The sequence below is a fragment of the Pseudoxanthomonas winnipegensis genome, from assembly GCF_030322905.1.
GTDB classification, from domain to species: Bacteria; Pseudomonadota; Gammaproteobacteria; order Xanthomonadales; family Xanthomonadaceae; genus Pseudoxanthomonas_A; species Pseudoxanthomonas_A winnipegensis.
Window position 1 is genome coordinate 765656 of record NZ_CP095475.1, and the last position, 18192, is coordinate 783847.

The following is an 18192-nucleotide window of genomic DNA, read 5'->3' on the forward strand; positions in this document are numbered from 1 at the left end:
CACGCGCGCACGCCGAAAGCCGCATCCGGTCTGGGAATGGATGCGGTTGAGGTGGGATCAGATACGTGGCGTGCAGCAGCAGGGCGGCGTGGGCCGCGCGCTGCTTTCGGCCCCGGTGCGCGCGCATGTCCGGGGCGCGAAGCGCCCATGGCCGCATCGAGCGGCCATGGGGCGATGGCTTACTTCAGCGCCTTGTAGCGCAGGCGCTTGGGACCGGCGTCGTCGCCGAGGCGGCGCTTCTTGTCTTCCTCGTACTCGCGGTAGTTGCCCTGGAAGAACTCCACGTGCGAGTCGCCCTCGAAGGCGAGGATGTGGGTGGCGATGCGGTCCAGGAACCAGCGATCGTGGCTGATCACGAAGGTGTTGCCCGGGAACTCCAGCAGCGCGTCTTCCAGCGCGCGCAGGGTCTCGATGTCCAGGTCGTTGGACGGTTCGTCGAGCAGCAGCACGTTGCCGCCCTGCAGCAGGGTCTTGGCCATGTGCAGGCGGCCGCGCTCACCGCCGGACAGCGAGCCGACCAGCTTCTGCTGATCCTGGCCCTTGAAGTTGAAGCGGCCGATGTAGGCGCGCGACTGGATCTCCACGCCGTTGATGTTGAGGATGTCCAGGCCGCCGGAGATCTCCTGGAAGACGTTGTGGTTGCCTTCCAGCGCATCGCGGCTCTGGTCCACGTAGGACAGCTGCACGGTCGGGCCGACCACGATCTCGCCCGAGTCCGGCTTCACCTGCCCGGTGATCATCTTGAACAGCGTCGACTTGCCGGCGCCGTTGGGCCCGATGATGCCGACGATGGCGCCCGGCGGCACCAGGAAGCTGAGGTCGTCGATCAGCAGGCGGTCGCCGAACTTCTTGGAGACGTGCTTGAACTCCATCACCGCATTGCCAAGGCGCTCGCCCGGCGGGATGAAGATCTCGTTGGTCTCGTTGCGCTTCTGGTAGTCGACCGACTGCAGCTCTTCCAGTCGCGCCAGGCGCGCCTTGCCCTTGGTGCGGCCGCCCTTGGCGTTCTGCCGCGACCATTCAAGCTCCTTCTGGATCGCCTTCTGGCGGGCCTTTTCCTGGTTGTCTTCCTGCTTCAGGCGCTCTTCCTTCTGGGTCAGCCAGTCGGTGTAGTTGCCCTTCCACGGGATGCCGCGGCCGCGGTCCAGTTCGAGGATCCACTCGGCGGCGTTGTCCAGGAAGTAGCGATCGTGGGTGACGGCCACCACGGTGCCGGAGTAGCGCGCCAGGAACTGCTCCAGCCACTCCACCGACTCGGCGTCCAGGTGGTTGGTCGGTTCGTCGAGCAGCAGCATGTCCGGCTTCTGCAGCAGCAGGCGGCACAGCGCCACGCGGCGCTTCTCGCCACCGGAGAGCTTGCCGACGATGGCCTCCCACGGCGGCAGGCGCAGCGCGTCGGCGGCGATGTCCAGCTGCTGCTCCAGCGTGGCGGCGTCGCCCGCGGCCAGGATCGCCTCCAGGCGCTCCTGTTCCTTGGCCAGCGCGTCGAAGTCGGCGCCTTCCTCGGCGTAGGCGGCGTACACCGCATCCAGCGCGGCCTGGGCCTGCAGCACCTCGCCCACGCCTTCCTCGACGGCCTGGCGTACGGTGTGTTCGGGGTTGAGCTCGGGCTCCTGGGCCAGATAGCCGACCTTGATGCCCGGCTGCGGGCGGGCCTCGCCCTCGAAGTCGGTGTCCACGCCGGCCATGATCTTCAGCACCGTCGACTTGCCCGCGCCGTTCAGGCCGAGCAGGCCGATCTTGGCGCCGGGGAAGAAGCTCAGCGAGATGTCCTTGATGATCTGCCGCTTGGGCGGGACCACTTTGGACACGCGGTTCATGGTGTAGATGTACTGCGACATGGGGTCTCCGACGAGGACGCAGCCGCGCCGTCACGCTTGGGACTCCAGGCGCGCGACGCTGGCGGGAAAGGGATGCGCACAGTATAGCGGGCCGGGCCGCGCAGGCGCCTCGGGGCCGAAACTGAACAGGGGGTGCTAGGCGTCGTGAACGGCAATTTTTGTAGCCGTTTCCAGCCAGTTTCCGTTCACTGGCCCGGCGCATCATCGCATCGTGCCTCGAAGCACTGGAGACCCCTCATGAAGCGCACGATCCTGACCCTGCTGAGCATTCCCGTCCTTGCCATGTCGCTGGCGGCCGCGCCGGCGATGGCGGACGACTGGCGCCACGGCCCGCCGGGCCCGGGCGCTGGCCCCGGCGGCCCCGGTCCTGGCCCCGGTGGTCCGCGCGGTTGGGCCGACCGCCACGACGAGCGCCGCGATCGCCACGACCGTCGCGATGCCTACCGCGATGGCTATCGCGACGGCCGCTACAGCCGCCCGGTGGTGGTCGAGCGCAACTACTACCGCGGTGGTTACTACCGTCCGGGCCCGCCGCCGCCGCCGCCGGTGTACTACCGCCCGGCCCCGCCCCCGGTCGCGTACTACCGCCCGTACGGCTATGAGCGCGGCTACCGCTATGTGAACTACTACAGCGGCCGGCCGATCGTGGTGAACGACTACGATTACTACGGCGTGCGTCGTCCGCCCCCGGGCTATCACTGGATCCGCGACGACCGCGGCAACCTGATCATGGTCGCCATCGCCACCGGGATCATCACCGACCTGCTGCTCAACCGCTGAGCCGTCGGCCGCAGGGAAGCAACAAGAGGGCGCGCCCCACCGGCGCGCCCTTTTTGTTTCTGTGGGAGCCGGCATGCCGGCGATGAGGCTCGACCAGCGCTCGCCAAGGCCATGCCCGCGTGGCATCCGCCGCGCGGCCGTCCGCGCCGCAAGCCCCGGGCGACATGGCCTCGGGGGCCCCGGGGGCTTACAATCCGGGCCCCGCTTCGCCCGCCTGCCTGCCCCTGGAGACCCGATGTTCCCGCGTGACGTCCGCATCGAAAGCTACGATCCCGAGCTGGCCCAGGCCATCGCCCACGAGGTCCGCCGCCAGGAGGATCACGTCGAGCTGATCGCCAGCGAGAACTACACCAGCCCGGCGGTGATGGAGGCCCAAGGCAGCCAGCTGACCAACAAGTACGCCGAAGGCTATCCGGGCAAGCGCTATTACGGTGGCTGCGAATACGTGGACATCGCCGAGCAGCTGGCCATCGACCGGCTCAAGCAGCTCTTCGGCGCCGATTACGCCAACGTGCAGCCGCACAGCGGCTCGCAGGCCAACCAGGCGGTGTATTTCGCCCTGCTGCAGCCGGGCGACACCATCCTGGGCATGTCGCTGGCCCACGGCGGCCACCTGACCCACGGGGCCAAGGTCAACGCCTCCGGCAAGCTGTTCAACGCCGTGCAGTACGGCGTGAACGAGGCCGGCCTGATCGATTACGACGAGGTCGAGCGCCTGGCGCTGGAGCACAAGCCGAAGATGGTCGTGGCCGGCTTCTCGGCCTATTCGCAGGTGGTGGACTGGGCGCGCTTCCGCGCCATCGCCGACAAGGTCGGCGCCTGGTTCTTCGTGGACATGGCGCACGTGGCCGGGCTGGTCGCCGCCGGCGTGTATCCGACCCCGCTGCCGCACGCGCACGTGGTCACCTCGACCACGCACAAGACCCTGCGCGGCCCGCGCGGCGGCATCATCCTGGCCAGCGCCGCTGGCGCGGGCGACAAGCTCGAGGACCTGTCCAAGAAGCTGCAGTCGATCGTGTTCCCGGGCATCCAGGGCGGCCCGCTGATGCATGTGATCGCGGCCAAGGCGGTGGCCTTCAAGGAGGCGCTGGAGCCGGCGTTCAAGACCTACCAGCAGCAGGTGGTGAAGAACGCCCAGGCGATGGCCAGGACGCTGATCGCGCGCGGCTACAAGATCGTCTCCGGCGGCACCGAGAACCACCTGATGCTGGTGGACATGATCGGCAAGGACGTGTCCGGCAAGGATGCGGAGGCCGCGCTGGGCAAGGCCCACATCACGGTCAACAAGAACTCGGTGCCGGGCGACCCGCGCTCGCCGTTCGTGACCTCGGGCCTGCGCCTGGGCACGCCGGCCATCACCACGCGCGGCTACCAGGAGGCCGACACGGTCGAACTGGCCAACTGGATCGCCGACGTGCTGGACGCGCCGAACGACGAGACCGTGATCGCCCGCGTGCGCGAGGCGGTGACGGCGCAGTGCGGGAAGTTTCCGGTGTATGGCTGAGAAGCGGGGATTCGGGATTGGGGATTCGGGATCGGGCGTGAGCCCGTTTCCTGAAGCCGTCGCTTTTCCCAATCCCGAATCCCCAATCCCCAATCCCGGCACCTGATGCACTGCCCCTTCTGCCAGAACAGCGACACCCGCGTGATCGATTCGCGCGTGTCCGAGGATGGGGCGACCATCCGCCGGCGGCGCGAGTGCGAGGCCTGCGGCGAGCGGTTCTCCACGCTGGAAACCATCGAGCTGCGCCTGCCGGCGATCATCAAGTCCGATGGCCGGCGCGATCCGTTCGACGCGCGCAAGCTGCGCCAGAGCTTCGACCGCGCGCTGCACAAGCGCGCGGTGTCCGAGGAGCAGGTCGAGGCGGCGGTGCGCGCGGTGATCCAGCAGCTGCGCCGCACCACCGAGCGCGAGCTGCCCTCGCGCCGGGTCGGCGAGTTCGTGATGGCCGAGTTGCGCAAGCTCGATCATGTGGCCTTCGTGCGCTATGCCTCGGTGTATCGCAGCTTCGAGGACGTGGCCGACTTCCGCGAGGAGTTGGACCGGCTCGAGCGCGACCTGCCCGGCGAAGGCCAGCTGCCGCTGCTCGGCGGCGAGGTGCTGCCCTTCGGCAAGGCCGGCGACAAGAACAAGAAGCGCTGACCGGCGCGGCCGTGCGGATCGCGCCGCTGTGCCATCACCGGCAGCATCTGGACGAGCTTGCGCGCACGCATGTGCAGGCCTTCGGCGCACTGCTGCCGGAGTGGACCTTCGAACAGGCCCGCGACGAACTCGCCACGCATGTCGCGCCCGACGCCATCCCTAACACCTGGCTGGCGCTGGACGGCGCCGACTGGCTCGGTTCGGTGAGCCTGCTGGCCGAGGACGATCCGCGTCTGGCCGCGTACACGCCCTGGCTGGCCTCGCTGTACGTGCGCCCGGCCGCGCGTGCGCGGGGCGTGGGCGCGGCGCTGGTGCGGCACTGCGTGGCCGCCGCCGCGGCGCTGGGCGTCGCCCGCCTGCATCTGTACTGTGAGCCGGCGCGCGTGCCGTACTACGCGCGGCTGGGCTGGACACGCCTCGACCACCTGCCGCTGGGAGCGATGCAGGTGGTGGTGATGACCATCGAACCGGGATCGCCCCATGTCTGAGTTTTCCGCCACCGACCACGCCCACATGGCCCGCGCCCTGCGCCTGGCCCAGCGCGGCGCGTGGACCACCAAGCCCAATCCCATGGTCGGCTGCGTGATCGCGCACGGCGGCGAGGTGGTGGGCGAGGGCTTCCACCAGCGCGCCGGCGAGCCGCATGCCGAGGTGTTCGCGCTGCGCGCGGCCGGGCAGCGCGCGCGCGGGGCCACCGCCTACGTCACCCTGGAGCCCTGCGCCCATCACGGCCGCACGCCGCCCTGCGCCGATGCGCTGATCGCCGCCGGCGTGGCGCGCGTGGTCGCCGCCATGCGCGATCCCTTCGCCCAGGTCGACGGCGCGGGTTTCGGCAAGCTGCAGGCCGCCGGCATCGCCGTGCAGGTCGGCCTGCTCGAGGCGCAGGCGCGCGAGCTCAACCGCGGCTTCCTGTCGCACGTGGTACGCGGCCGGCCGTGGCTGCGGGTCAAGCTGGGCGCCAGCATCGACGGCCGCACCGCGATGGCCAGCGGCGAGTCCAAGTGGATCACCGGCGCGGCCGCACGCGCGGACGTGCAGCGCTGGCGCGCGCGTTCCGGCGCCCTGCTGACCGGCGCGCGCACCGTCATCGCCGACGACCCCGCGCTGACCGCGCGACCGGAGGAGGACCAGCCCTTCGTGGCGCCACTGCGCGTGGTGCTCGACGCCACCCTGTCCAGCCTGGCGCACACCCGCGTGCAGCAAGGCGATGCGCCCACGCTCTACCTGCACGGCCCGCAGGCCCCGCGCGTGGCCGACCACGGCCAGGTGCACTACCAGGAAGTCCCGCTGGATGAGGGCCGGCTGGATCTGCGCGCGGTGCTGACGGTGCTGGCCCAGCACCGGATCAACGAGGTCCAGGTCGAGGCCGGCGCCACCCTGTCCGGCGCGCTGCTGGCCGCCGGCCTGGTCGACGAGCTGCTGCTCTACCAGGCGCCGACCCTGCTCGGCGACGCCGCCCGGCCGCTGCTGCACCTGGGCCTGGCCAGCCTGGCGCAGCAGCATCGCCTGCGCGTGATCGACCAGCGCCAGGTCGGCGCGGACCTGCGCCTGCTGCTGCGTCCGGCGGACTGAGGTCTGTCGTCCCATGCCTGTCGCCGCCTGGAACGCAGCCTTTCGCGGCGTGTGCAGCCTGCGCTGGTAGAATGCGCGCGCCGGTTCGCCGGCATCCTTAAAGAACGTCTTCAGGGCGGGGTGAGATTCCCCACCGGCGGTAGATGCGCCATCGGCGCATGAGCCCGCGAGCGCTGGGGTTGGTGGGTCCCTCTCGAGAGCGCGTCTCTCCGCTTGCGGACTTCACGCCTGCCACAGGTCAGCAGATCCGGTCCGATGCCGGAGCCGACGGTTGGCGCAGCCTTGCCGCGCCAGAGAGTCCGGATGAAAGAAGACGACCCGCATCGCGGCCCTTGTGGCTGCGCGCGGGTCATGGCCTTGTGGCGTTTTTCGCTTTCCACTTTGCGAGAAACGTTGATCATGAATCAGAGTAATGCGTGTATTGCCGCCCTCCTGCCGCAGGAGGTGCGCTGATGTTCACCGGCATCATCGAGGGCGTCGGCCGTCTGGCCGCGGCCACCCCCATCGGCGGCGATACCCGCTTCAGCTTCGAGGTCGGCACGCTGCCGTTCGACGCGGTCCAGCTGGGCGAGAGCATCGCGGTCAACGGCGTCTGCCTGACCGTGATCGCCTTCGATGCGACCAGCTTCCAGGCCGATGCCTCGACCGAGACGCTGTCGCTGACCACGCTCGGCCAGCTGCCGGTCGGCGCGGCGCTGAACCTGGAGCGCGCGATGCGCCCGACCGATCGCCTGGGCGGCCACCTGGTCAGCGGCCATGTCGATGGCCTGGGCCGGGTGCTGTCGGTGCACGAGGACGCGCGCGCGCAGCGCTGGCGCTTTGCCGCGCCGGCCGCGCTGCTCAAGTACATCGCCAGGAAGGGCTCGATCTGCGTCGATGGCGTCAGCCTGACCGTCAACGAAGTCGATGACGAGGGCTTCGAAGTGGCGCTGATCCCGCACACCGTGGCGCATACCCGCTTCGCGCAGACCGGCGTGGGCGATGCGGTGAATCTGGAGATCGACCTGGTCGCCCGCTACGTCGAACGCCTGCTGGGCGAGCGCGGAGCCGCGCTGTGAACTTCGCGCCCATCCCCGAGATCCTGGAAGACATCCGCCAGGGCCGCATGGTGGTCATCGTCGACGACGAGGACCGCGAGAACGAAGGCGACCTGATCATGGCCGCCGAGCTGGTCAAGCCCGCGGACATCAACTTCATGGTTACCCATGGCCGCGGCCTGGTGTGCCTGCCGCTGACCCGCGAGCGCGCCGCGCAGCTGGGCCTGGCGCCGATGGTCCAGGCCAACACCGCCCAGTTCCACACCAACTTCACCGTCAGCATCGAGGCCGCCGAGGGCGTCACCACCGGCATCTCGGCCTACGACCGCGCCCACACCATCCGCACCGCGGTCAAGCCCGACGCCAAGCCGGCCGACCTGCACCAGCCGGGCCACATCTTCCCGCTGATCGCCCAGCCCGGCGGCGTGCTCACGCGCGCCGGCCATACCGAGGCCGGCGTGGACCTGGCCATGCTGGCCGGCCTGGAGCCGGCCGGCGTGCTGGTGGAGATCCTCAATGCCGACGGCAGCATGGCGCGCCGCCCGCAGCTGGAGGTGTTCGCGCGCGAGCACGGGCTGAAGATGGGCTCGATCGCCGACCTGATCGCCTACCGCCTGGCGACCGAACACACCGTCGAGCGCGTGGACGAACGCGACATCGACACCGAGTTCGGCCCGTTCCGCCTGGTCACCTACCGCGACCGCATCGCCCGCGAGCTGCACTTCGCCCTGGTCAAGGGCGCACCGCGGGCCGAGGTGCCGACGCTGGTGCGCGTGCAGGTGGAGAATCCGCTGGCCGACCTGCTGCACTGGCGGCGCGAGGACTTCGGCGTGGCCGCCACCGACGCGCTGCGCGCGATCGCCGCCGAAGGGCAGGGCGTGATGGTGGTGCTGTCGGCCCCGCGCGATTCCGACGCCCTGCTGGCGCGCCTGCTGCAGCAGCCCGCGCCGCGCGCACCGGGCAAGGACAAGGACGTGGGCCAGTGGCGGCGCAACGGCGCCGGCGCCCAGATCCTGGCCGATCTGGGGCTGGGCAAGCTGCGCGTGCTGGGCACCCCGCGCCGCCAGGTCGGCCTGGCGGGGTATGGGCTGGAGATCGTGGAGAGCCGGGACCCGGGACCGGGGACCGGGGACCGGGCAGAAGACAAAGGCGAGGGCGCAAAGATCTGAGGCAGCACCTGGGACGCGAGCGCTTGACCTATGTCCAGGAGGAAGAACGCTTCCCCGGTCCCCGGTCCCCGGTCCCCGGTCCCGGCCCTGATAAACTGTCCGACCCTCGATCCGCACGATTCCCATGACCCACTACGAAGGCGACCTGCGCACGGTCGGCGGTGCGCGTTACGCGATCATCGCCAGCCGCTGGAATGCGCGCATCACCGATGCGCTGGTGGCCGGCGCGCGCAAGGAGCTGGCCGGCAACGGCGTGGCCGAGGACGCGATCGATGTGATCCGCGTGCCGGGCGCGTGGGAGATCCCGGTGGTGGCCGCGCGTCTGGCGGCCGGCGGCGGGCATGCCGCGATCATGGCGCTGGGCTGCGTGATCCGCGGCGACACCCGCCACTACGAACACGTGGCCGACGGCTGCGCCGAAGGCCTGATGCGCGTGCAGCTGGACTACCGCCTGCCGGTGCTCAACGGCGTGCTGGCGGTCGAGGTGGCCGAGGACGCCGAGGCGCGCGCCGGCGGCAGCCACGGCAACAAGGGCGAGGAAGTGGCCCTGGCCGCGGTGGAAATGGTCAATCTGCTGGAGAAGCTGGCATGAGCCGTCCCGGTCCGCGTCGCGGCGATGGGGTCGATCCGGTCCTGCGCGCGCGTGCGCGCCGGCGTGCGCTGCAGGCGATCTACGCCTGGCAGCTGGCCGGCGGCACCACGCAGGCGGTGATCGCCCAGTTCGCCCACGAACAGGCCCACGAAGTGGCCGACCTGGAGTACTTCGAGGACCTGGTGCGCGGCGTCATGGCCCACCATGCCGAACTCGACCAGGCCCTGCTGCCGCACCTGGACCGCAACGTGGCCGAGGTCGACCAGATCGAGCGCGCGGTGCTGCGCATCGCCGCCTACGAGCTGCGCCACCGCATCGACGTGCCGTACCGGGTGGTGATCAACGAAGCCATCGAGACGGCCAAGCGCTTCGGCTCCGAACACGGCCACACCTACGTCAACGGCGTGCTGGACCGCGCCGCGCTCGAGTGGCGCCCGGCCGAAGCCAAGCATCCGCGCGCGGGCAAGTAAGCCGGGCCCGTTCCGTGGCATTCAACGTGTTCGTGGAGGCCAGGGAAACGGTCAGCGTCGGTGGCGGCGTCTTCCTGTCCGATGCGGCGGTGGAGCAGCCCTTCTCGGTCGTGTTCGAGGACGACGGCGAAACCGGGTATTTCTACGCGCACCGCTGGAACACCGCGCTGGCGTTGTGGGAGATCGTCGATGCGCTGCATGTCTACAACGTCGAGGACGTGGTGGATCGCCAGGTCCCGGCGGAAGTGAAGATCGGCTGGTCGCGCGACGACGCCAAGGCGGTGCTGTTCATCAACGACCAAGCGCAGGCCGCATTCGATTTCCCGGGGAAGTGCGGCTATTGCCGTAGCGAATTCCCGGCACCTGCGCGCGATTCCGGGTGGAGGCGCCCGGCCTGGAGCGACGAGGTCGAGGGGTTGTTCGCTTGACCGCCTCGCCGGCCGGATCCGAGTTCGACCTGATCGCGCGCATCCGTGCGCGCGCCGGCACGCGCGACGACGTGGTGCTGGGGATCGGCGACGATGCCGCGCTGCTGGCGATGCCGCCGGGCATGGCGCTGGTGGTCACGGCCGATACGCTCAATGCCGGCGTGCATTTTTTCCCTGACGTGGCGCCCGCCGACCTGGGCTGGAAGGCGCTGGCGGTGAATCTCTCCGACCTCGCCGCGATGGGCGCCAGCCCCGCGTGGTGCACGCTGTCGCTGTCCCTGCCGCAGGCCGATCCGGCCTGGATCGATGGCTTCCTCGATGGTTTCTGCGACCTGGCCGCGCGCCACGGCATCGCCCTGGTCGGCGGCGACACCACGCGCGGGCCGCTGTCGGTGTCGATCACGGCGATGGGCCATGTCGAGGCTGGCCATGCGCTGCGCCGCGACGGCGCGCAGGTGGGTGACGAGATCTGGGTGACCGGCACGCCGGGCGATGCGGCGGCGGCGCTGCAGTCGCTGCTGTCCGGCGCTGCGGTCGACCGCGCCCTGCGCGCGCGCCTGGACCGGCCCACGCCGCGCGTGGAAGCCGGACGCGGGTTGCTGGGCCTGGCCAGCGCCTGCGTCGACATCTCCGATGGGCTGCTGGCCGACCTGGGCCATCTGTGCCAGCGCAGCGGCGTCGGCGCGCAGGTGCAGCTGGAACAGCTGCCGGTCTCGCGCGCGCTGGCGGCCTTCCGCCCGCAGCTGCGCTGGGCCTGGCAGGCCGGCGGCGGCGACGATTACGAGCTGTGTTTCACCGCCGCGCCGACGCGCGCCGACGAGGTGCAGGCGGCCCTGGATTTCGCCGGCGTGCGCGGTGCGCGCATCGGCCGCATCGTCGCGGGGCAAGGCGTGCAGGCCCTCGACGCCGCCGGCGCGCCCTGGCAGGCGCCGCGCGTGGGATACGACCACTTCGGCTGAAGTCCCCGGCACGCCGGGCACGCGCGCTTTCTCGCTCGGAGGGAGCCGCCATGGCGGCGATGAGGCCTTCCCGGTAAAGCCCCATCGCCGCCATGGCGGCTCCCCCCTGTAGAGCGGAGCTCGCTCCGCTGGGGCCTCCCCCATGAACCGAATGAAGAGCAGCGGAGTCCCCAAAAGGGGATTGCCACAAGCTCCGCTCTACAGGCAGGCCGTTGCGAGATTTGAGGAGACAGTCGCTCCCACCGGGCCGGCTTCCACCTTGCCGGCTCCCACACTGGCCCCGTGCTGCGCTGCAGCTTGGCTGCCTCCATACGCGCAAGTACGGTGTCCTGGCCGCCCGCGGCGGGCGGCATTCGAACACCACGGCCGGCCTGCGCTCGCGGCGACCGGCCCTTGCCTGGGAGGGCGTTCCATGCACGGATTCACGCGGCGGGTTGGGCTGTTGCTGGTGCTGTGTCTTTGTTCGGTGACGGCGTGGGCAGGCGGCTTCAACAAGACCTACGAACGCATCGCCAGTTTCGACGGTACCGAACTGGGCGCAATGGTGCTGGTGCCGACCGGGCAGGGCAGCGGGCCGTTCCCGCTGGTGGTGATGCCGGCCAGCTGGTCGCTGCCCAACCTGGAATACGTCGGCCGCGCCACCCAGATGGCGAGCCAGGGCTATGTGGTGGTGAGCTATACCTCGCGCGGCTTCTGGGACTCGACCGGGCAGATCGACGTGGCCGGGCCGGCCACGGTGGAGGACGTGAGTTCGGTGATCGACTGGGCGCTGGCGCATACCGCCGCCGACCCGGCGCGCATCGGCGTCTCGGGCATTTCCTACGGCGCCGGCACCAGCCTGCTGGCCGCCGCGCGCGATCCGCGCATCAAGGCGGTGGCCGCGCTCAGCGGCTGGGCCGATCTGGAGGCCTCGCTCTACGCCAACCAGACCGTCAGCCAGCAGGCGGTGCTGATGCTGGCCGCCACCGGCAGCCTGACCGGTCGGCCCGGTCCTGACCTGCAGACGATCACCGCGAAGGTGGCCCTGGGCGACTTCGACGGCGCGGTGAACGGCTTCCTGCCGCAGGCCGCGAGCCGCGGCGCGGTGCATGAGGTGGCGCAGATCAACCGCAACGGCACCGCGGTGCTGCTGGCCAATGCCTTCAACGATGGCCTGTTCCCGCCCAGCCAGTACGTGGCCTTCTACAACCAGCTGACCGGCCCGCGGCGCCTGATCTTCAGCCAGGGCGACCACGCCACGGCCGAACTGCCGGGCGCGCTGGGCCTGCCCAACGCGGTCTACGACGAGGCGGTGGCGTGGTTCGACCACTTCCTCAAGGGCCAGGCCAACGGCGTGGACGGGCGCGGCTCGGTGCGGCTGACCAGCATCGGCGGGCGCAACCTGGACTACGGCAGCTGGGCGCAGGTGCAGGCCGATCCGGTGGTCTACGGCCTGGGCCGGCCCACCGGCCTGCTGCGGCCGACCGGCACGCTGTCCAGCGGCGATGCCACCGGCTGGAGCGCCTCCATCCTGACCGGGATCCCGACCCTGGCCGATTCGGGTGTGGTCATGCTCAGCGGCCTGCTGCAGGCGTTCGGCCAGCCGATGAAGACCTCGATCCCGCTGGTCAGCCGCGTCGGCGGCGCGGTGTGGTCCGGGCCGGTGCTCGAGCGCAATCGCGTGCTGGCCGGGGCGCCGAGCCTGCGCGTGACGGTCACGCCCAGCCAGTCGCACGTGACCCTGGTGGCCTACCTCTACAGCATGGATGCCCTGGGCACCGGCACGCTGCTCAGCTACAAGCCCTACAGCCTGCGCGATGCGGTGCCGGGCCAGGCGCGCACGCTGGAGATCGGCCTGGAAGCGGCCGCCGCCGAAATCCCGGCCGGCAGCCGCCTGGTCCTGGCGATCGACACGCTCGACCCGCGCTACACCGACGCCACCGATGTCGGCGGCAGCGTGGCCTTCGGTTCGCCCACCGCGGCGCCGTCGCGCCTGAGCGTGCCGCTGCGCTGAGGCCCTAGGCCTCGTCGGCGCGAAAAGCGTCGCGCAGCCAGGTCAGCTGGGGGGTGGCGGGATCGCCGTGCGCTTCGACCACGTCGAAGCGGCACGGCAGGCTGGCCCAGCGCGGATGCTGGGCCAGATACAGCTGGGCCGCGTGGATCAGCTTCCGGCGCTTGGCCGCATCGACCGAGGCCGCGCCGCCGCCGAAGGCGCTGGCGCCGCGGTAGCGCACCTCCACGAACACCAGACAGGCGCCGCCGCGCGCGGCCGCATCGTGCATCACCAGATCCAGTTCACCGCCACGGAAGCGGACGTTGGCGGCGATCAGGCGCAGGCCGTCGCGTTCCAGCAGCGCGCGGGCCGCGGCTTCCGCCGCCGCACCGCGCGCCTGACGCTCGGCCATGGGCGTTGGCTCAGCCGCCGGCGATCGGCACCGGCACGCCGCCGCTGAAAGTCGCCCAGGCCGGCGCGCGCAGCACGGTGCCGAAGCCATCCAGGGTCAGCGTGCCGGTCGCGCCGCGCACGTCGGCGTTGGCGTTGCCGACCAGGCGCGGCAGGTAGGCCGCCAGCTGCCAGGCGTCGTAGCCGAAGGCGAACAGGCGCGCCGCGCCGCCGCGGGCGGTCGGCAGCGTGGCCGCCACGGTCGAGGCCGAAGGCAGGCCGGTGACGCCGTTGGCCGACCAGGTCTCGGTCGGGTAGATCACCCCATCGAGCACGTTGTCTTCCTCCGGCTTGCCGGTGCCCTGCACCAGCAGCGAGGTGCCCACCCGGGTCTTGCCGCCCAGCCCGGCCAGGGCCAGCTGCGGGGTCAGCACGCGCGCGGTCGAGCCGCGCACGGCCAGGAAGATCGCATCGATGTTCTTGCCCGCGGCCGCCGCCAGCGGCGCGGACAGGTCGGCCGGCGCGTCGCCCACGGTCATCACGTCGGCGACCACGCCGCCGCCTTCGCTGAAGCGCTTGCCGAAGGCATCGGCCGCGCGCCGGCTGCTCTCGTCGCTGCCGCCGATGATCAGCACGCGCTTGCGCTCGAGCTTGAGCAGGTAATCGGCCACGCTCACGCCCTCGGCCTCCGGCGCCAGCGAAAAGCTGGCCGCGCCCTGCGGCGGGTCCAGTTCGCCGCGATTGAGCGCCAGCACCGGCACGCTCAGGTTGCCCTGGCGGAACAGCGCATCGACCTGTTCGCGCCCCAGCGGGCCGACCACCAGCTCGGCGCCGTCGGCGACCGCGCGCGCATAGGCGCTGGTGGCATCGGCCGGGCTGCTGGCGGTGTCGTAGAAGCGGATCTCCGGACGGCGGCGGTGTTCGCCGTAGTAGCCGGCCAGCAGGCCGTCGCGCACCGGCGCGGCGGCGGCGCTCAGCGGGCCGGACAGCGGCAGCAGCACGGCCAGCTTCTGCGGCGGGCGGTAGCCGTCGCGCTCGGCCGGCGGGCGGCCGTTGGCGTCGAAGTTCCACTTGCTGCCGTGGTCGAACGGATGCGGCAGCGGCAGCTTGCGCTCGAGCAGCGCATTGCCGGCCAGCGGATAGAGCGGATCGCCCGGCGGCAGCGCGGTGGCCTCGCGGGTCAGCGTGGCGTTGTCCAGCTCGGCCAGCAGCGCCTGGATGCGCCGGGTGTTGTCGCTCAGGGCCTGGCCGCTGAGGCCGGGACGCTGGGCGGCCAGCTGCTGGGCCTGGATGAACGCCGCGTTCTGTTCGGCGCGCGTGGCGGTGCCCGCGCTCGGGGCCACCTGCGTGGTGGCGCAGCCGACCAGGAGCAGGCCGAGCAGGGCCGGGGCGAACAGCAGGGCAGTGCGCGTATGCATGGGCAGTGCGGGGCCGGGTCTGGAGGAACGGGCTAGGATTCTACCCTTTGCCAGATGAGCGCCTCTCCATGGCCCAGCCCACCCTCCATGTCGTCGCCACGCCGATCGGCAACCTCGCCGATCTCTCGCCGCGCGCGCTGGAGACCCTGCGCAGCGTCGATGCCATCTGCGCCGAGGACACCCGCCGCACCGGCCAGCTGCTGGCGCATTTCGGCGTGTCCACGCCGCTGCTGGCCCTGCACGAACACAACGAGGAGGCGATCGCCGCGCGCATCGTCGCGCGTCTGCTGGAAGGCCAGTCGCTGGCGCTGGTCTCCGACGCCGGCACGCCGCTGGTGTCCGATCCCGGCTACCGGCTGGTGCGCGCCGCGCGCGCGGCCGGCGTGCGGGTCAGCCCGGTGCCGGGCGCCTGCGCGGCGATCGCCGCGCTGAGCGTGGCCGGCCTGCCGAGCGATCGCTTCGTGTTCGAAGGCTTCCTGCCGGCCAAGGCCAGCGCCCGGCGCGACGCGCTGCGCGCGCTGGCCGGCGAGCCGCGCACGCTGGTGTTCTACGAGTCCTCGCACCGCATCGCCGAGTCGCTGGCCGACCTGGCGCAGGCCTTCGGCGCGGAACGTCCCGCTGCCATGGCGCGCGAGCTGACCAAGCTGTTCGAGACGGTGCTCGACGGTAGCCTCGGCACGCTGCTGGCGCAGGTGCAGGCCGACGACAACCAGCGCAAGGGCGAGTTCGTGGTGATGGTGCAGGGCGCCGGCGACGACGCCGACGCCCAGCTGGCCGAAGGCCACCGCGTCCACGCCCTGCTCAAGGCGCACCTGCCGCCTTCGACCGCCGCCAAGCTCGCCGCCGAGATCACCGGCGCGCCGCGCAAGGCGTTGTACGGGGCCTGAGGCGAGGAACGGGCGCGGCGGAACAGGGGAAGCGTGGAAGGCGTAGAAGGTGTTCGCGCTGACGGATTTTTCGTTTTTTCCCTTGGCTCCTGCCGGCATGCGACAATCCGCGACGGCGGAGCCGGCCGGACAGTCGCGTCGTTCGCTCCATTTCGATGGAAGCGGGCGCCGAGGAAAGTCCGGGCTCCACAGGGCACGGTGCCAGGTAACGCCTGGGCGGCGCGAGCCGACGGCCAGTGCAACAGAAAGCAAACCGCCGATGGCCCGCAAGGGATCAGGTAAGGGTGAAATGGTGCGGTAAGAGCGCACCGCGAGTCCGGCAACGGACCGGCACGGTAAACCCCACCGGGAGCAAGACCGAATAGGGACCTCATGACGCGGCCCGCGTCGGGTCCGGGTAGGTTGCTTGAGCGTATCGGTGACGATGCGCCTAGAGGAATGACTGTCCACGACAGAACCCGGCTTACAGGCCGGCTCCGCCACCTCCATCTCGCGCAGCGAGATGGAGCCCCCAAAACCTCGCGCCGCTGCACGCGGCGCGACGTTTCGGGCCCCGGCGCTTTGCCCTCCACACCCCGCGCCTGTCGGCGCGCCCCCTGACTCAGGGGGCTTGAGTTCCCCAACAGGGCCTGGCGTCGTTTCTCGCCTCCTCGCCTCCTCGCCTCCTCGCCTCCTCGCCTCCTCGCCTCCTCGCCTTCGTGTGTGTGGGCGTGGGCACAGAAACGTCGAATTTCAGGCCCCCTCCCTTGCGCGGAGCGCAGGGGAGGGTCGGGAGGGGTTAGCTGTTGCTGTTGCCGTTGCCGTTGCCGTTGGCTCTTGGCCTCTTCAAGTTCCCCGCGAAAAGCGACCCCTCCCCCTCAATCGCTAGCCGCGATTTCGAGCTCCCCTGCGCTGCGCGCAAGGGAGGGGCCAATCAAGCGGTCTGACACGACGCTGCCAATCCCAATCCCAATCCCCAATCCCCAATCCCGAATCCCGAATCCCGAATCCCTCAGATCTCCAGCCTGGTCTCCCCCACAGAAACACCATCAGGACCAAACCGCCGCTCAGCGATCCAGCCGCGGCCGGCGTGGTCGAGGGCGATCAGGGTGCTGGCGCGGGTGCCGTAGCGTGGGTCTGCGATGAAGGCGGCGGACAGGCGGCGCTCCAGGTCCGGGTCGATGCCGGTGTCGGGTAACTGGTCGTCCGGGGCGAGGCTGCGGTCGGCCAGGGCGGCCCACAGTGCGGCCGGGTCCTCGGCCGGGCCGTCCAGCCAGCCGGCCAGGGCCGCGCACAGGCGCCGGGTCTTGGGCCACGGGGCGTCGAAGGGGCCGTTGGACACGCCGTGCACGCCCGGCGGCACGGTGCGTGTCTGCGGGCCGGGCCAGTTGCCCACGTAGCGGCAGTCGGCCGCGTCGGCCAGCAGCAGATTGAAGGGGGCGAAGGCCGCGGCGCGGGCGTGCAGGGCGTCGGCCGCCTCCGCCGCGGACGCCGGCCCGGCCAGGAAGTCGGCCACCAGCGCGCCGCGCGACGGGGCGCCGGGCGGGGCGGCCAGGCGCGGGTCGCGGACATTGGTCACCACCGCCATCCGTCCCTGCGGCCCCACGCCAGCCCAGCTGCCGCCGGACCGCAGGTCGCGCCCGGCCATCACGCCGGGCCGGTCGGCCCAGGGCGCCAGCGCGGCGGTGGGACGGGCGTGGAATTCGTCGCGGTTGCCGGCCAGGACCAGGCGCCAGCGGGGGTGGGTTTTCCAGGCGATCGCGACCAGACACATGCGCCCATTGTCGGCCGAGTCTGCGCAGTGCGCGCGCCCGGCCGCCGCCCGGGCGTGGCCGTGACAGCGGTCACTTCACATCCCCTGCACAGCCCTGAATCTCCGTCCAATCTCAAAATTTGAGACGAAACAGCAACTTGTGGATAAGGCTTGAACAAGTCTCTGAAGTTCGTTGCAAGCCATTGATCCGGAAAGTGATTTTCCCGTGTGCGAGTTGTTGACAACCCTTTGCCCAGTGCTAAGGTGGGCACGAGCGGGAAATCCGGGGTTTCTGTGGTTTTTCGTGGTTCAATGATCGCCGCAGTGCTGAAGTCGAGGTAGAGGGGACGTGTTCCAGGGCGAAACCGCCATCACAGTGGACGACAAGGGCAGGTTGGCGGTCCCCACCGCTTACCGTGACCAGGTCGCGCGCGCGTGCGGCAACCGCCTGGTGCTGACCTACAACCCCTTCGAGGCCGGCTGCCTGTGGCTGTACGACGCCACGGCCTGGGAGCGCGTGCGCGACGAGGTGATGGCCATGCCCAACACCAAGCGCACCGTGCGCACCCTGCAGCAGAAGCTGGTGGGCTCGGCCGCGTTCCTGGAGCTGGATGGCAACGGCCGGGTGACCGTGCCGCCGAGCCATCGTGCCGCGGTCGGCATCGAGAAGAAGGCCGTGCTGTTGGGCATGGGCGACAAGTTCGAACTATGGAGCGAGCAGGCGCACCGCGCGCAGATCCAGCAGACGTTGTCTGACGAGGATCTGGGCGAGGAGCTGCTCGAGCTCAGGCTGTGACGGCAG

At 70.8% G+C, this 18192-nt stretch carries 18 protein-coding genes, 1 other RNA gene, 1 pseudogene and 1 riboswitch; of the genes and pseudogenes, 16 read left to right on the forward strand and 4 right to left on the reverse strand.

All coding sequences use genetic code 11. From position 1 onward, the window contains the following. Positions 1 to 179: 179 nt before the first annotated feature. On the reverse strand, positions 180 to 1841 hold the full coding sequence (gene ettA / locus MWN52_RS03225) for an energy-dependent translational throttle protein EttA (protein WP_130523166.1): 1662 nt from the start codon (positions 1839 to 1841) through the stop codon (positions 180 to 182). Positions 1842 to 2078: 237 nt separating this feature from the next. Between ettA and MWN52_RS03230 the strand changes: the two genes are divergently transcribed. The 13 genes from MWN52_RS03230 to MWN52_RS03290 all read left to right on the forward strand — a co-directional run bounded on the left by MWN52_RS03230 (position 2079) and on the right by MWN52_RS03290 (position 12984). Then, complete coding sequence (locus tag MWN52_RS03230) at positions 2079 to 2621, forward strand: RcnB family protein (RefSeq protein WP_234852571.1); 543 nt, start codon at positions 2079 to 2081, stop codon at positions 2619 to 2621. Positions 2622 to 2856: 235 nt separating this feature from the next. Beyond that, a complete protein-coding gene (gene glyA, locus MWN52_RS03235; protein ID WP_130523167.1) occupies positions 2857 to 4125 on the forward strand; it encodes a serine hydroxymethyltransferase in 1269 nt (422 codons plus the stop codon). Positions 4126 to 4230: 105 nt separating this feature from the next. Next, positions 4231 to 4764 (forward strand): transcriptional regulator NrdR, encoded by a 534-nt coding sequence (gene nrdR, locus MWN52_RS03240; protein WP_130515424.1) that lies wholly within the window; start codon positions 4231 to 4233, stop codon positions 4762 to 4764. Between the two features lie 11 nt (positions 4765 to 4775). Continuing rightward, the gene (locus MWN52_RS03245) at positions 4776 to 5252 is read left to right on the forward strand and encodes a GNAT family N-acetyltransferase (RefSeq protein WP_286576599.1); all 477 of its coding nucleotides are present in this window, start codon (positions 4776 to 4778) and stop codon (positions 5250 to 5252) included. Further along, positions 5245 to 6336: a bifunctional diaminohydroxyphosphoribosylaminopyrimidine deaminase/5-amino-6-(5-phosphoribosylamino)uracil reductase RibD gene (ribD, locus tag MWN52_RS03250; RefSeq protein ID WP_286576600.1), complete on the forward strand. Its 1092-nt coding sequence runs from the start codon at positions 5245 to 5247 to the stop codon at positions 6334 to 6336. The genes MWN52_RS03245 and ribD overlap by 8 nt, the downstream gene beginning before the upstream one ends. A 102-nt stretch (positions 6337 to 6438) precedes the next feature. Next, positions 6439 to 6655: riboswitch (FMN riboswitch) on the forward strand. Beyond that, a complete protein-coding gene (locus MWN52_RS03255) occupies positions 6640 to 6789 on the forward strand; it encodes a hypothetical protein (protein WP_165494495.1) in 150 nt (49 codons plus the stop codon). Its footprint overlaps the riboswitch before it by 16 nt. Beyond that, positions 6789 to 7394 carry a riboflavin synthase gene (locus MWN52_RS03260; RefSeq protein WP_286576601.1) on the forward strand — a complete coding sequence of 202 codons (606 nt, stop codon included), beginning with the start codon at positions 6789 to 6791 and terminating at the stop codon, positions 7392 to 7394. The genes MWN52_RS03255 and MWN52_RS03260 overlap by 1 nt, the downstream gene beginning before the upstream one ends. Then, positions 7391 to 8542, forward strand: coding sequence for a 3,4-dihydroxy-2-butanone-4-phosphate synthase (ribB, locus tag MWN52_RS03265; protein WP_286576603.1), 1152 nt, complete (start codon positions 7391 to 7393; stop codon positions 8540 to 8542). Before MWN52_RS03260 ends, ribB begins: the two co-directional genes overlap by 4 nt. 124 nt (positions 8543 to 8666) lie before the next feature. Further along, complete coding sequence (gene ribH, locus MWN52_RS03270; RefSeq protein ID WP_130515439.1) at positions 8667 to 9134, forward strand: 6,7-dimethyl-8-ribityllumazine synthase; 468 nt, start codon at positions 8667 to 8669, stop codon at positions 9132 to 9134. Continuing rightward, on the forward strand, positions 9131 to 9604 hold the full coding sequence (nusB, locus tag MWN52_RS03275; RefSeq protein WP_130523177.1) for a transcription antitermination factor NusB: 474 nt from the start codon (positions 9131 to 9133) through the stop codon (positions 9602 to 9604). Before ribH ends, nusB begins: the two co-directional genes overlap by 4 nt. A 14-nt stretch (positions 9605 to 9618) precedes the next feature. Then, on the forward strand, positions 9619 to 10032 hold the full coding sequence (locus MWN52_RS03280) for a DUF2251 domain-containing protein (protein ID WP_286576606.1): 414 nt from the start codon (positions 9619 to 9621) through the stop codon (positions 10030 to 10032). After that, positions 10029 to 10991: a thiamine-phosphate kinase gene (gene thiL, locus MWN52_RS03285; protein WP_286576607.1), complete on the forward strand. Its 963-nt coding sequence runs from the start codon at positions 10029 to 10031 to the stop codon at positions 10989 to 10991. The genes MWN52_RS03280 and thiL overlap by 4 nt, the downstream gene beginning before the upstream one ends. Before the next feature lie 412 nt (positions 10992 to 11403). Further along, positions 11404 to 12984 (forward strand): CocE/NonD family hydrolase, encoded by a 1581-nt coding sequence (locus MWN52_RS03290; RefSeq protein WP_286576608.1) that lies wholly within the window; start codon positions 11404 to 11406, stop codon positions 12982 to 12984. A 4-nt stretch (positions 12985 to 12988) separates the two neighbouring features. Here MWN52_RS03290 and MWN52_RS03295 read toward each other — a convergent pair whose 3' ends face one another. Continuing rightward, the gene (locus MWN52_RS03295) at positions 12989 to 13375 is read right to left on the reverse strand and encodes a YraN family protein (protein ID WP_286576609.1); all 387 of its coding nucleotides are present in this window, start codon (positions 13373 to 13375) and stop codon (positions 12989 to 12991) included. A gap of 10 nt (positions 13376 to 13385) precedes the next feature. Beyond that, positions 13386 to 14648 (reverse strand): annotated as a pseudogene (locus MWN52_RS03300) (penicillin-binding protein activator); the annotation flags it as partial. 191 nt (positions 14649 to 14839) lie between these two features. Between MWN52_RS03300 and rsmI the strand changes: the two are divergent. Both rsmI and rnpB read left to right on the forward strand, forming a co-directional pair. Then, positions 14840 to 15658 carry a 16S rRNA (cytidine(1402)-2'-O)-methyltransferase gene (gene rsmI / locus MWN52_RS03305; RefSeq protein WP_286576610.1) on the forward strand — a complete coding sequence of 273 codons (819 nt, stop codon included), beginning with the start codon at positions 14840 to 14842 and terminating at the stop codon, positions 15656 to 15658. A gap of 117 nt (positions 15659 to 15775) precedes the next feature. Beyond that, positions 15776 to 16140, forward strand: an RNA gene (gene rnpB / locus MWN52_RS03310) — RNase P RNA component class A. A gap of 509 nt (positions 16141 to 16649) precedes the next feature. Here the strand turns inward: rnpB and MWN52_RS03315 are convergent. Next, positions 16650 to 17411, reverse strand: coding sequence for an NRDE family protein (locus MWN52_RS03315; protein ID WP_286576612.1), 762 nt, complete (start codon positions 17409 to 17411; stop codon positions 16650 to 16652). Positions 17412 to 17739: 328 nt separating this feature from the next. Between MWN52_RS03315 and mraZ the strand changes: the two genes are divergently transcribed. Then, positions 17740 to 18186 (forward strand): division/cell wall cluster transcriptional repressor MraZ, encoded by a 447-nt coding sequence (mraZ, locus tag MWN52_RS03320; RefSeq protein ID WP_130515456.1) that lies wholly within the window; start codon positions 17740 to 17742, stop codon positions 18184 to 18186. The last annotated feature ends 6 nt before the right edge of the window (positions 18187 to 18192 follow it).

What these genes read in the sequence shown, in the direction of transcription:
- ribD (WP_286576600.1), top strand. Translation starts at nt 5,245, where the DNA reads ATGTCTGAGTTTTCCGCCACCGACCACGCCCACATGGCCCGCGCCCTG.
- ribH (WP_130515439.1), top strand. Translation starts at nt 8,667, where the DNA reads ATGACCCACTACGAAGGCGACCTGCGCACGGTCGGCGGTGCGCGTTAC.
- nrdR (WP_130515424.1), top strand. Translation starts at nt 4,231, where the DNA reads ATGCACTGCCCCTTCTGCCAGAACAGCGACACCCGCGTGATCGATTCG.
- glyA (WP_130523167.1), top strand. Translation starts at nt 2,857, where the DNA reads ATGTTCCCGCGTGACGTCCGCATCGAAAGCTACGATCCCGAGCTGGCC.
- rsmI (WP_286576610.1), top strand. Translation starts at nt 14,840, where the DNA reads ATGGCCCAGCCCACCCTCCATGTCGTCGCCACGCCGATCGGCAACCTC.
- MWN52_RS03230 (WP_234852571.1), top strand. Translation starts at nt 2,079, where the DNA reads ATGAAGCGCACGATCCTGACCCTGCTGAGCATTCCCGTCCTTGCCATG.
- MWN52_RS03290 (WP_286576608.1), top strand. Translation starts at nt 11,404, where the DNA reads ATGCACGGATTCACGCGGCGGGTTGGGCTGTTGCTGGTGCTGTGTCTT.
- nusB (WP_130523177.1), top strand. Translation starts at nt 9,131, where the DNA reads ATGAGCCGTCCCGGTCCGCGTCGCGGCGATGGGGTCGATCCGGTCCTG.
- MWN52_RS03295 (WP_286576609.1), bottom strand. Translation starts at nt 13,375, where the DNA reads ATGGCCGAGCGTCAGGCGCGCGGTGCGGCGGCGGAAGCCGCGGCCCGC.
- MWN52_RS03255 (WP_165494495.1), top strand. Translation starts at nt 6,640, where the DNA reads ATGAAAGAAGACGACCCGCATCGCGGCCCTTGTGGCTGCGCGCGGGTC.
- MWN52_RS03260 (WP_286576601.1), top strand. Translation starts at nt 6,789, where the DNA reads ATGTTCACCGGCATCATCGAGGGCGTCGGCCGTCTGGCCGCGGCCACC.
- ettA (WP_130523166.1), bottom strand. Translation starts at nt 1,841, where the DNA reads ATGTCGCAGTACATCTACACCATGAACCGCGTGTCCAAAGTGGTCCCG.
- MWN52_RS03315 (WP_286576612.1), bottom strand. Translation starts at nt 17,411, where the DNA reads ATGTGTCTGGTCGCGATCGCCTGGAAAACCCACCCCCGCTGGCGCCTG.